Origin of the sequence: Pontibacter toksunensis, from assembly GCF_042686245.1 — a bacterium.
Classification (GTDB): domain Bacteria; phylum Bacteroidota; class Bacteroidia; order Cytophagales; family Hymenobacteraceae; genus Pontibacter; species Pontibacter toksunensis.
Map to the genome: position 1 here is coordinate 1 of NZ_JBHUOX010000013.1, position 11481 is coordinate 11481.

The 11481-nt window shown below is 48.7% G+C and carries 8 protein-coding genes; 2 read left to right on the forward strand and 6 right to left on the reverse strand.

Annotated elements, in window-relative coordinates; translation table 11 throughout:
- Nucleotides 1-265: 265 nt before the first annotated feature.
- Complete coding sequence (locus ACFS7Z_RS16560; protein ID WP_377486858.1) at nucleotides 266-3868, reverse strand: PVC-type heme-binding CxxCH protein; 3603 nt, start codon at nucleotides 3866-3868, stop codon at nucleotides 266-268.
- A gap of 617 nt (nucleotides 3869-4485) precedes the next feature.
- Here ACFS7Z_RS16560 and ACFS7Z_RS16565 point away from each other — a divergent pair.
- Nucleotides 4486-4638 (forward strand): adenylyltransferase/cytidyltransferase family protein, encoded by a 153-nt coding sequence (locus tag ACFS7Z_RS16565; protein ID WP_377486861.1) that lies wholly within the window; start codon nucleotides 4486-4488, stop codon nucleotides 4636-4638.
- 143 nt (nucleotides 4639-4781) lie between these two features.
- Here the strand turns inward: ACFS7Z_RS16565 and ACFS7Z_RS16570 are convergent, their stop codons facing one another.
- The 3 genes from ACFS7Z_RS16570 to ACFS7Z_RS16580 all read right to left on the reverse strand — a co-directional run bounded on the left by ACFS7Z_RS16570 (nucleotide 4782) and on the right by ACFS7Z_RS16580 (nucleotide 6828).
- Nucleotides 4782-5030, reverse strand: a complete 249-nt coding sequence (locus ACFS7Z_RS16570) for a hypothetical protein (RefSeq protein WP_377486864.1) — start codon at nucleotides 5028-5030, stop codon at nucleotides 4782-4784.
- 406 nt (nucleotides 5031-5436) lie between these two features.
- Nucleotides 5437-6513, reverse strand: a complete 1077-nt coding sequence (locus ACFS7Z_RS16575) for an alpha/beta hydrolase family protein (RefSeq protein ID WP_377486867.1) — start codon at nucleotides 6511-6513, stop codon at nucleotides 5437-5439.
- A gap of 18 nt (nucleotides 6514-6531) precedes the next feature.
- Nucleotides 6532-6828, reverse strand: coding sequence for a PDZ domain-containing protein (locus ACFS7Z_RS16580; RefSeq protein ID WP_377486870.1), 297 nt, complete (start codon nucleotides 6826-6828; stop codon nucleotides 6532-6534).
- Between the two features lie 455 nt (nucleotides 6829-7283).
- Between ACFS7Z_RS16580 and ACFS7Z_RS16585 the strand changes: the two genes are divergently transcribed.
- Nucleotides 7284-7751, forward strand: coding sequence for a MarR family winged helix-turn-helix transcriptional regulator (locus tag ACFS7Z_RS16585; RefSeq protein WP_377486873.1), 468 nt, complete (start codon nucleotides 7284-7286; stop codon nucleotides 7749-7751).
- Between the two features lie 94 nt (nucleotides 7752-7845).
- Here the strand turns inward: ACFS7Z_RS16585 and ACFS7Z_RS16590 are convergent, their stop codons facing one another.
- Both ACFS7Z_RS16590 and ACFS7Z_RS16595 read right to left on the reverse strand, forming a co-directional pair.
- Nucleotides 7846-10215, reverse strand: a complete 2370-nt coding sequence (locus tag ACFS7Z_RS16590) for a beta-L-arabinofuranosidase domain-containing protein (RefSeq protein WP_377486876.1) — start codon at nucleotides 10213-10215, stop codon at nucleotides 7846-7848.
- Nucleotides 10216-10567: 352 nt separating this feature from the next.
- Nucleotides 10568-11419, reverse strand: a complete 852-nt coding sequence (locus tag ACFS7Z_RS16595) for a 3-keto-disaccharide hydrolase (protein ID WP_377486879.1) — start codon at nucleotides 11417-11419, stop codon at nucleotides 10568-10570.
- Nucleotides 11420-11481 lie beyond the last annotated feature (62 nt).

Sequence of the window (11481 nt, forward strand, 5' to 3'; positions counted from 1 at the left end):
TAGCCCATCTCCTTTATCCTGGGGAAGAGGGAGACGGTGTCGGTGCTGAAGGGCGAGGTCCAGAGCCAGGTGCTCACGCCAAACTTGATGTCTTTCAAACTCATTTCTTTTGCTGTGTTTTACCTTTATGAGCAGCGGCAGGCTTGCTGCTGCTTTTTACCGGCACCACCGCTACAGGGTTAAAGGCAGGCCCAAAACAGCTTAGTATACTGCCCCGGCACCTGCCTTGCCTACTACTATGGTATCTGTTGCAAATTGTGCCCTCTTATAAGCTACTTGCTTCTACCTTCATGATGCCGTTCATCAGGCGCCAGTGTCCCGGAACCGTGCAGACAAACGGGTATAAGCCCGGTTTGTCGGGAGCGGTGAACACAAGCGTCTCCCGGCCCTGCGGATCCACCAGCGGAGTGGCGACAATCACCTCCGTCATGTTCGGGATGTAGTTCTTCTCAGCGCCTTTCGGGTCACGAGCCAGCACATCAGCGGCCTTTCCAACTTTCTCAAGTGTACCTGGCATAATAACGACGAAGTTGTGCTGCATAAAATCCGGGTTGATGAAATTGACGGTCACCTTCTGACCGGCCTTCACAGTGAAGGATTCCTGGTCAAACTTCATTTCGTGCTCCACTACCTTGATGTCGATGGTTGCACCCTTCTCCGTAGGTTTGGCGGCTGGCTTGGCAGCGGAGGCTTTCGCAGCCGGCTTGGTATTTGGAGCAACTGCCCGCACATTTTTATCTCTGGTAACTGCAGCCACAGAAGTGTTACCTTTTGGCCTTGTAGATTCAACAGGTTTCTTCAGTTCCAGGCTGGCATCTCTCCTTAATTCGCCTTTGAAGAAAAATCTGTCAGGGTAATCCCCCACTTTGTTTTCTTCTTCCCTGGCATCCCGGCCTGTGCGGACTTCTTCCACTGCCAGCGGCTTGGTGAAAAGAGAAGGCGCTTTGGCCTCTGCCACGGTTTTGTCATTCACCTGGATGGTCATTACGCCCCCAGAGGCCAGTTTGGCCACCGCATTGAATCTCTCAGTTGGCAGGGCTGTCGTAGAAGTCGCTTTATAAATCTTTCCGTTCTGCTTCACTATCCAGTTGAGCTTATTATCCTGCACGTAGAGGCTGTACCCAGCGTCTTTGCCACCATGGGACATCACGACGCCCTCAAAACCATCATCAGACGGGCCTATGGAAGCACGCACGGTTATTTCCTTGCCGGTAACATCCGGCGGGAACAGAATAGGCGTCCATCTGTCCAGCCTGTACTGCTCCTGGCCCATGCTCTTCACCAGGCGCTCATTCAGCGTCAGAACAGAATCTGGTCTTTCCAGTGAAAGGTTATTAGGGGCTGCTGCCATGAATCCCTGCTGGTGAGCTAATGCTGCCGCAAAGAATGCCTGCGGAAGGTATTCGTCTTCTGCGTTCTCCGACTTCTGGCTTGCCTCATACACCAGTTTTCCGAGTTCCGGAGAGGCAGGCATGTCAGCAATGGCCAGCACAGCGGCAAGGCGCGTTTTCAGGTCTTTGTCGTTTATCAAATCCGCGCTCTGAATAGCGGCCAGTGTTTTCTCATTTCTTGGAAGTACCTGCACGGCATTCTTTCTTACGCCAGCGGCCGGATGCGAAAGGGCTTTGGTCACTACTTCCAGTGCCTGTGCATTAGAGCCATCCAGGGCGCCTAAGCCATGCAGCGTCCACAGTGCGTGCACAGCAGGGCTGTTCAGGCCAATCTCGTCCACACTCTGGTCGTTGATCAGTGCATATAACCCGGGGATAACTTCTTTTACCTGGTTCTCTACAATCAGGCGCTGTGCTGTGGTGCGCCAGAACATGTTGTCGTTGCTCAATGCGGCCAGTAGTCCTTCTGCATTGCTTGCAGTGAGCTGCATCGGCTCATTTGGCTTAGCGCCCTTGTACACGAGCCGGTAGATGCGGCCGTGCTGCTTGTCGCGCCATGGGTTCACGTAGGCATTGCCCTCCCCGTTCTCGAAGCCGCGCGGCGTTGGGTTGTGCTGGATGATAAAATTATACCAGTCTGCCACCCAGATAGCTCCGTCCGGACCTACCTCTGCATGCACGGGTGCAAACCACTCATCTGAGCTTGATAGTAAGTTAAAGCCATTTCTTTCAACATAACCGGCACCTTTGCGCTTCAGGACCGCCTTGTGCAGCACACGCCCTGTTGGCTCGGTCACGAGGCCCACGCTGTTCCAGAAAGACTTTGGATAGTCTCTGGCAGTATAAATATTGTGTCCTGCCGCCGCTGTATAGCCTCCATGAAAGTCCACCTGGCGCAGGTACGGGGTGATGTGCGGCATGTCGTAGTGTGTGTCTATCCTGTACACGGTGTTGCCGGAACCACCTACTACCGCGCGTTTCGCATACTGGTTTGGCATGGCGAAGTAGGCACTGTGCAGGCCATTCGCAGTGGACACAAATACATCAAATTCTTCTGAGAAGCCAAGGCCCCACGTGTTGTTGGTTGTTCTTCCGAGAGGCTCCAGGTTCTTTCCATCCGGGTCGAAGCGGTAGAGGGCCTGGCTGAAATTTAAGTCTTTGCCGCTCACATTTCCATTGAACCCGGAGTAGCCTACTACACCCCATATTTTGTTGTCCAGTCCGTATTTCAGGTTAGAAGGGCCTGCGTGTGTATCGCTCTTGCCCCAGCCTGTGATAATGTTCTCCTTTATATCAGCCTTGTCATCACCGTCTGTATCCTTCAGGAAAACAAAGTTCGGAGCCATGGAGATGATAACACCGCCGTTAGCAAAAGTCAGGCTAGTCGGGATGTTCAGGTCATCGGCGAAAACAGTCACTTTATCTGCTTTTCCGTCTCCGTTCGTGTCTTCCAGTATTTTGATTTTGTCATCGCCTTTGCCATCCTCGGTGCGAATCTCGTTCGGGTAATCCGTTGTCTCAATTACCCAAAGGCGCCCACGCTCGTCCCAGGCCATGGCAATAGGGTTGATGATGTCCGGTTCTGAAGCGAAGAGTTGTAGCTCAAAGTCAACAGGGACTTTTATCAGTTTCTGAGACTCTTCTGGTGTGAGTGCATGCTGAAACCTTGGAGCCGGGTCGCGTTGCTCGTAGTTCGGAATATTAGCGTCCTCAAATTCCGGTTGAGGGATATTCAGTCGTGCCAATCTGTCTAACGCCTCCTCATTTACTGCCCACTTTACGCCGTTTGCCACCAGTTTTTGAAAGCCAGGATTGCTCCATGTGCGCTCATCATGCCCATAGGCGGTATAGAACACTTTTCCCTTACCCTGGTTCCGAACCCAGGTCCAAGGCTCACGGTGATCTCCCTCTACCCGCTCCATCAGCACGGTCATATCAGGATTTACTTTGTGATGCACATAGGTCTCGTCCCAGGTTTCAAACTCAGAAAGCCCCTGCATTACAGGGTGCTCCGGCTTTACGATAGGGGCTGTGAAGGTGCCCACTTTATGCGACTTGAACTGCCCACCCACAGCGTTCACGTACCAGTCGGAGTTTCGGAACATATAGGAGGCGCTGTGAATCGGAATCAGCGCTTTGCCATTTTCCACAAAATTCTTGATGGCCTGCTCCTGCCCAGGGGTGATGTTCTCGTGGTTGGCGTAGATCATCAGGCCGTCATAGTTCTTCAGGTTCTCCTCTGTCAGGTCTGCCGGGTCTGCGGTGTAGTGCAGGCTGATGCCTTCCTGGAAGAGCGGAAGCGCCAGCGACGGGAAATACTTCTCTGAGTCGTGATGTTTGCTGTTGTGCCCCAGGAAAAGGATATCAATCCGTTTGGCAGGAGACTCAGATCGGGCGCTCTGCCCTGTCTGAGCCTTTTCGGTACAGCCACCGATGGCCAAACTAAAAAGAAAAATAATGCACAGTAACTTCTTCATATAAGCGTTCCTTTTATTTACTTGATCTTACATTTATTTGCTTTCACACAATACCGCACAGGTACATCTATAAATTTGGAGTTGCCAGCGACTCAAGAACCGCAAAGCAATTTCATACTGTCATAACTTACTGTTCGTGATTATGAAGCCTTTGTTTGCCCAACGTGATTAATTACTTCAAAAGCATTACACGCTATAATTTATACTTGAACCATCTTGCTTCAGCATTATTTCAGCCTTGGTTATTAGAGGGGGCCAGAAGCTAGCTTCACCTATTATGTTGCCTTCTTTAGCACGCTGTAAAGCTTAATCTGAATGCTCCAGCTTCCTCTACGGCAACTTTATCTTAAATATAAACAATAAAAAATAAAGCGCCCTATGCAAACGTAACAAATACACTTATCGTTTGCCTCTTCTGAATTAGCAAATTCTGATACTATGTTAACAAAGGAATTGTGACGACTCAGAACGACTCCGGCAGCCTCATCTAACTAATAAAAAGGCACTACGTCAGCCTACTTGCCGGAATAAATATATTTTGCTTTAGTAAAAGGAAGCTTCTGCATGATGCGGGATAAGGGCCATGCAATTGAAAAGCGAAAGAGAAAACAGAAGGCATGTCTAAAGCGTTCGTATCCGGCAAGTTTCTGCCCTTTCATAAAGGGCACCATGCAATGATAGAATTTGCTCTGGAAAGGTATGATTTCCTGACGGTGCTGGTGTGCTGCATTGATAAGGGAAATGCTGCGCTCTTACGGTATAGACTATAATAAAATTAAGGGAAAATGGCAGGAAAGGTTTGATCAGTCTGTTGCTATAGCAAACCAGGTTCTGCTTTCTCGATTTGAACAGCGAATTGAACTATCAGCCACAGCTTTTCCTCTTTTGGCGCACAAAAGTTGAAACAGGCCTTTCAGGCGTTTACTGTATTTCCTGTCGCAGGCATGAATTGTACTAACATATCCTGGTGCCGGGTCACCATAATGTCCAGCACAAATTCCATCAGCGCATCGTCTTTCAGGGAGCTGTCTCTGAAGGCCATAAACCTGCTAAAGCCAATGGTGTCATGCTCCCTGATAAAACCAGTCAGCCGGTAGTATAAGTTCAAAGCTTCCCGCTTCCCTAAGGTGACGTGTAAGTAATTAAAAGTAGCTGTTTCCATTGGTATGTCGGATGCTCCCATTGCCCTGCGGACCTTTCACCTTGGCTGTGTTCGTCAGTAAAAGCCTTAGCAGGAAACGCAGAAATTTTTAAGTTCTAATAAGTTTGTTCCAAAGCCTGGATAAGGCAGGAGAAAAACAGCACAACCTTTAAACTAGATAAATTACTATTAATTAATATATTTATACAAATATAGCTTGTACACTATACTTTTCCAATACTCACTAGTAGGTATTTTTAGCAAAGATAAGCGCAGGAGATATACCGCAGTGTATCTCAACCCTTGTTAGACAGGGGAACTGCACTGTTTTTACTAATAAAAAGAATTTATTTAATTAGTCTACCAAAAAAGTAAAGCGGCCACAGAGGCAGTATTGATGCCTTCGATAAAAATATGTCAGAAAAACTTAGTTGCTGCCTGTTTGCGGGCTCTGAAGCGTTTGCCGTATCCAGCTATCTACCATCTCTACCAGCGCCGGGTTAAAGTTATTTCGCACATACTCTCCGAATTGCTCGCTCTCCCGGAGGCGCATCAGGTCTTGTTTCGTGCCTACCTTGATGAAGCCATGATCAGTGCCAGGTAAGAATTTGTACGTTGCCGAACCGGGATGCATGGTATTGATGGCATCTACCAGCAACTCAGAATTATTCGGACTGATAGCGGCAATGTCAGCCTCACCATAAATAACCAGCACATGGGTATCTGCGTCGCGCCAAGCCTTGTTGAAAGGAGCATCCTGTATACTCTGCATAAATGTATAGTGGCGCGTAAAAATGTGGCCATTGCCGTCGTATTCAAAATTCTGCTCTAAATAAGGCTTATAAGCCAGGTTCTTCAGCAACTCGTCCGGCGACTTCTTCTGTATCATGAACTCATAGGTAAGCGGCCCCAGAACTTTCATGTCCTCGTCTATCTGCACCGGGTCCGTACCTTCCACGGCTCGTTGTTCCCGGAATACGTCCAGCATATACTCATACCACGGCTTACCTGCCACACCGTATGCAATAATGCCCTTCACCTTTGTATTCATTGCGATAACCGGTGCTGTATTGGCTCCCAAGGAATGACCGAAGAGAAAGACTTTTTCAGCATCTATAAACTCATAGCTCTTCACCTTTTTTAAAGCGGCTGAAAACGCGGCCAGTTCTTCGGGGTAGGCAATCTCCATGCAGGGGGCGCTGCCCTGGCTATCGCCGGAGCCGGGCTTATCCATTTTAAAGACCGCATACCCTTTTTCCACCAAGCCATCCATCAGTTTGCGCTGTGGGTCGTGCAGGGGAAGGTTATCAATGGAGTTGCAGCCATAGCCCTGAAGAAAAAAGACTGTAGGGTACTTGCCTTTCCCTTTTGGCTTTTTCACTATCAGGCGGGTATAGCCGAGCTCCGTTTTCACCTCGTCGTATATGACTTCAGCATTCGGGTCTGTCTCCTGCGGCATTGCTTTCACCTTTTCCTTCAGCACCAGGTATTTTCCGTTACGCATGATGTTCACCCTCACAGGCTAACCGGTAGTGAAGGTACGGGCCTTGGTAACCACGTCCTGAAAGGTGTTGATGTCGGTGTCGTTAATTTTGAGGATGACATCGTTTGGCTGGAGTTTAAGCGCAGCGGCTGTACTGTTAGGAATAACAGCTGCCACTCTCCCTCCTGCTGTGGATTTCATGTTATAGGCTGCCGCCAGGGAATCGGGAACAGGGGCTATCTGTACTCCCAGAAAGGGCCTGCGTTTCAGGTTCTGAGCCTCTGCAGGCAAGCATAGCATATAAACTGCTATGGCTATTAAAACAATCTTTTTCATAGTAAAGGCAAGGCGGTTGATTGGGATTGGTAGTAGTCTTCTGTTCTATTGCCTGAAAAAGTTGTTCCCGCCTATTTTACCAACACGGTTGCGGGCTCAGCTTCAAGCTACTCAAACTCCCTATTCGTCAGGAAATTACGAACTATCTTCAGCACTTAGAAAAGAGCCTTGTTGTTTGCCGCCATCATTTATACTAATCCGACTTAAAAGCATACGAGTAGCCTTATTGTCACGGTAAACTTCTCCGGCGCTTGCTCCACTTTGCTGTGTTCAGTCTTTGCCTACCACGAAAACGCCTTAGAAGAAGGGCCTTGCATTCAAAACGAAAGCACATACAGGCAAGCTACACCTGGATTACTGCCCCTTTGCTCCTTCTCGCCAACTAGAGCGATAACTAGAAAATTGGAGTTTGGCGATTTTTTCGCTATACTTCATCCTCTCACCTAATAACAAGTATGATACAAGAAAATGATGTTGGCCTGACTTACTTTCGGAACGAATGGCAGAAAGCAAGTTTCAGTGTTTTGTACACCTACGGGTTCCTGATAAACAGCTATGAGAGTTTCTTTAAGAAACAAGACTTAACCAACCAGCAATACTACGCCCTGCGCATTTTGCGTGACAAATTTCCGAAACCTGTCTCTACTGCCTTCCTGCGCGAAAAAATGCTGGATAAAATGTCGGATGTTTCGCGCTTGGTAACCCGCCTTGAAGCCAAGGGCCTAGTTAACGTCACAAAGAATTCAGATGATAAGCGCTTGGTGAATATTCTGATTTCAGAACAAGGTCAGCACATGGTTGAGGCTATTGATAAAGATTTGCCTCAGTTGGATGCTATGATGAAGGACCTGACAGAGGAAGAAGCCAGTACACTAGTAACACTGCTTTACAAGGTCAGAGAGTCAGTAAAAACAGTGAAATAAAATTACTGCTGATTAGGTTAACCGGGGTGCCCAGCAACCGTCTCATTCAAGACTAAAAGAAACTACTATCAGCCTTGAACGAAACTTTGTATACTTACTTTAGCAAGCGCACATCATATATGCCGCCTGCCACGGAGCCTTCGTGTGCTACAAATTTTACTGTAAGCACGTTGCCAGGTGCACTGTTGATGGCTTTCTCCGGAAGCGCATAATCCACATTAAAAAAAGTATCTCCCTTCGAGCCATCCAGCTGCACCATTTTTAGGAGTATGTCATTTACATAGATGTCGAAGCTGCGGTCTTTGTCTAAGCCATAGTATGCGACGCGCAACGTATGGCCTTCCTTATTTTTGTTTTTAAGGTCATAGCTGAACCACCTGCTGGCATGGCGCCAGTGGCGGTCACGGAAAACGCCTGACTCTGTTTTCTCCCCTTTGTAGTTGTGGTCTGACTCCGGTTGCTGCTCTCCCGGGGCAACCCTGTCAACAGTACTTGCCTCCAGCACCATTTTCACTTTCTCTTCTTCCCGAATTGCTGCTTTCCTGGCTTCCAGTTCTTCCGGGGTTGATACCGGCCAGTACAGCATGTAGCGTGCATCATGCACCTGGAAGAATGGCACCAGCTCCACATCTTTATATTTATCTGAAGAGATGAGGCCGGAGGCTGTAAACGTTAACGGCTTGCCTTTAACGGGCTGCAAAGCGGAGGCAATATTTTTATCTGACGAAACCAGCACAGGAGCTTCTTCAATCGGATACGAAGGCCCATTGGCAATATGCCCCATACGACTGCCATCCGCTATCAGCCCTTCCAGGTTTGTTTTATCTGTTGCAGCAGCCAGCACAATGGGGCCGTGTACAAAAGACACCCAGCCGGAGGAATCAGGCAGGTACTCTGCCTTGGTTTGCATGGGCAGCGACACAGAAACCACATCGCCTGATTTCCATTTGCGCTCTACCGACACATAGGCAGCAGAAGGATCAGCTGTTGCCTTCACTTCTTTGTTGTTAACAAGCACTTTCAGCCCCCCTTCTGTCACCCAGCCTGGCCGCCTGATGTGAAGCGCAAACTTCTGTGGCTTCTTCAGCTTTAGTTTAAGGGAAGATGCTTCTTCGAAAGGAAAACTAGTGTTCTGAGTCAGCGTAACACCACGCTCTTTCCAGTCGAGGGTGGAAGGGATGAACAGGTTGACAAAAAGGTCTTTGTCATTATGTGCGTATATCAACTCGCCATACTTGCCGTGGTTTTCCAGGCCGGAGCCAACACAGCACCAGAAAGCCTCGTCCGGCTTGGAGTATACCCTGTAGTGCCGGGGCCGCATGGGTGTGAAGTATACGAAACCTCCCCTAGTAGGGTGCTGCGAGGAGAGGATGTGGTTGTACAGGCCCCGCTCATAGTAATCAATGTATTCCGCTGAAGCATCCGTCAGGTACAGTTGCTTCGAGAGTTTCAGCATGTTGTAGGTGTTACAGGTTTCCGGCCCTTCCTTCGATTCTATCATCGGAGAAAAGTCATTGACAGGGTGGAAATGCTCGCGCACACTGTTACCCCCAATTGATACAGTTCGCTCATTAACCACAGTGTTCCAGAAGAATGCCGCCGCATCTGCCCACGCTTTGTCACCGCCCACTTCTGCTACGCGCTTGTAGCCGATCACTTTTGGTATCTGGGTATTAGCATGCATACCCGTCAGTTCATCTTTCCCGGCCAGCAAAGGGTTCAAAACAGAATAATGGGAAAACTTACGTGCCAGCTCCAGGTATTTGCTGTCGCCGGTGATTTCGGCTACATCAGCAAACACTTCGTTCATGCCCCCGTGCTCACTTCGGAGCATGTCCTGAACCTGGGCATCAGACAGGTCAGCCGTTAGTTGCAGGCACCAGTCAGTAAGCTTCACCAGCATGTCCTTTGCTTTCTCGTTGCCCGTGAACAAGTACGCATCCCGCAGGCCGGCATAGGTCTTGTGGATGTTGTACCACGGCACCCACTTATCGTTGAGAGAGAAGTTCTCCGCGTCGATGTTACCCTTCGCTATTTCCTGCCACATCGCTTCGCCACCCGGTACGCCTCCAATGTAGCCATTCCCGTTCTTCTTTTGGCAAGCCTCCAGCTGGTCAACCATATAATTCAGCCTTTGCAGCAGTTCCTGGTTACCTGTTGAAGCATACATCAGGGAAAGCGCGGTAAGGTAATGGCCACCAATGTGCCCGTCGAGGCCGGTATTCTCCCAGTTTCCGTAGCTCTTTGCTTTTGCTTCAATACCTGCTTCTCTGAGGAAGGGCACCAGCAACCTGTCCGGCTCTAACGCCAGAATATAGTCCATGTCGGTCTGCTGGGCCTGCCGGAAAGGACTCTCCAGTAAAGCCACAGAAGAAAGCGGAAAGGTCTCTAAAGGGCGGGACTGGCTAAAGCCCAATAAAGGCAGGAGAAGTAATAAAGCTGAGCTTAAGATGGTAACTTTCATTTCTGATTATCGCATTGATATGACTCCTGAAAAGGACAGAATACTGCAGTATTTAGTTCAGAGAAAATTACTGCGCCGGCCTTACTTACAAGTGTAAAGTTTACATTTATAAATGTAGGTAAAGAATCCTAAACCAACAATTGCTGAGAATAGTTTTTCAAGAGGATGATTTCTTGAATTTTATGATTCCGATTGGCTGCTTCTGAAGTTGGGAAGAAGCAAAATGTTTCCTCAATGCGTTCAATAGAAAAGCCTAATCAGCTTTTCTATTGAACGCATTGAGGAAGATCAATATGCTGTAGATAAGCATAAGAGAAAAGGCAATTTGATTAGGGACCTCTTTTAAGATTTGTTAATGCCCTTGCCGTGTCTGGAGATCGCGCAGAACGCTTTTTAGCTTTTTCGGATCATCCATGTATTTCTCAAGGTTAAATAGCTCTACTTTTCTGAATTCAATGGGGTGGCTTTCGCTTTGCAGAGAGATATAACCTTCTTTCAAAAGCTGCCCGTCTTTTTTCACGGCCGGGTCAAAGTTGCTTACGCTTCCGCCGCCTATCTGCGGCTTCTGGAATGTCAGCACTGTGTCGCCTTCCACAATGTGCTTCACTAAGGAATCGCCTAGGACCAGCGCTTCCACGCGCACCCACTGGTCGCCGTGGTATGTTTTAGAGCTGGAGTTAATACAATGGGGAGTGAAGAGGGTGTCCCCCATCACAACGTTGGTGCCGGGCGTACAAAGGTTGGCCGTAGTCCTGGGGTCCTGCCCGTTCCCTCCCAGCAACTGCGCCTCCAGGGAGATCGGGAAGTCCTGATTCAGGCCCATGGTGGCAGCCGGCTGGGAATGCAGCATGGCGCCGCTGTTCCGGAAAGCCCAGCCGGGTCCTCCCTTTGCCTGATCTCCTGTGAAGCGGTACTCCATTACCAGCAGGTAAGCCGAAAAGGGTTCTTTATAGAAGAGATGCCCGTACTTCGTACCAAAGTCATCATATTGATCATAGTTAACTGTCAACTTGCCGTCAACTACCTGGAAGGTATTTCCATAGTTCTCGTTTAGGGGATAGCCGTTGATTTTCACATCCCAGTCCTCCAGGTCTTTTCCGTTGAAAAGCTGCACCCACTCATCAGTAGCTTCTTCTTTCTTTTGTACGGTGCAGGACAAGCCCACCAGGAGCAGGCAGGTAGCGAGTAAGGTTGTAAATTTCATTTTTGAATGAGTTAGGTTCATTTGATTCTCAAATTCGAGGTAGCCGAAGCGCATGAGCTGGA

What these genes read in the sequence shown, in the direction of transcription:
- ACFS7Z_RS16590 (WP_377486876.1), bottom strand. Translation starts at nt 10,215, where the DNA reads ATGAAAGTTACCATCTTAAGCTCAGCTTTATTACTTCTCCTGCCTTTA.
- ACFS7Z_RS16565 (WP_377486861.1), top strand. Translation starts at nt 4,486, where the DNA reads ATGTCTAAAGCGTTCGTATCCGGCAAGTTTCTGCCCTTTCATAAAGGG.
- ACFS7Z_RS16580 (WP_377486870.1), bottom strand. Translation starts at nt 6,828, where the DNA reads ATGAAAAAGATTGTTTTAATAGCCATAGCAGTTTATATGCTATGCTTG.
- ACFS7Z_RS16595 (WP_377486879.1), bottom strand. Translation starts at nt 11,419, where the DNA reads ATGAAATTTACAACCTTACTCGCTACCTGCCTGCTCCTGGTGGGCTTG.
- ACFS7Z_RS16575 (WP_377486867.1), bottom strand. Translation starts at nt 6,513, where the DNA reads ATGCGTAACGGAAAATACCTGGTGCTGAAGGAAAAGGTGAAAGCAATG.
- ACFS7Z_RS16560 (WP_377486858.1), bottom strand. Translation starts at nt 3,868, where the DNA reads ATGAAGAAGTTACTGTGCATTATTTTTCTTTTTAGTTTGGCCATCGGT.
- ACFS7Z_RS16570 (WP_377486864.1), bottom strand. Translation starts at nt 5,030, where the DNA reads ATGGAAACAGCTACTTTTAATTACTTACACGTCACCTTAGGGAAGCGG.
- ACFS7Z_RS16585 (WP_377486873.1), top strand. Translation starts at nt 7,284, where the DNA reads ATGATACAAGAAAATGATGTTGGCCTGACTTACTTTCGGAACGAATGG.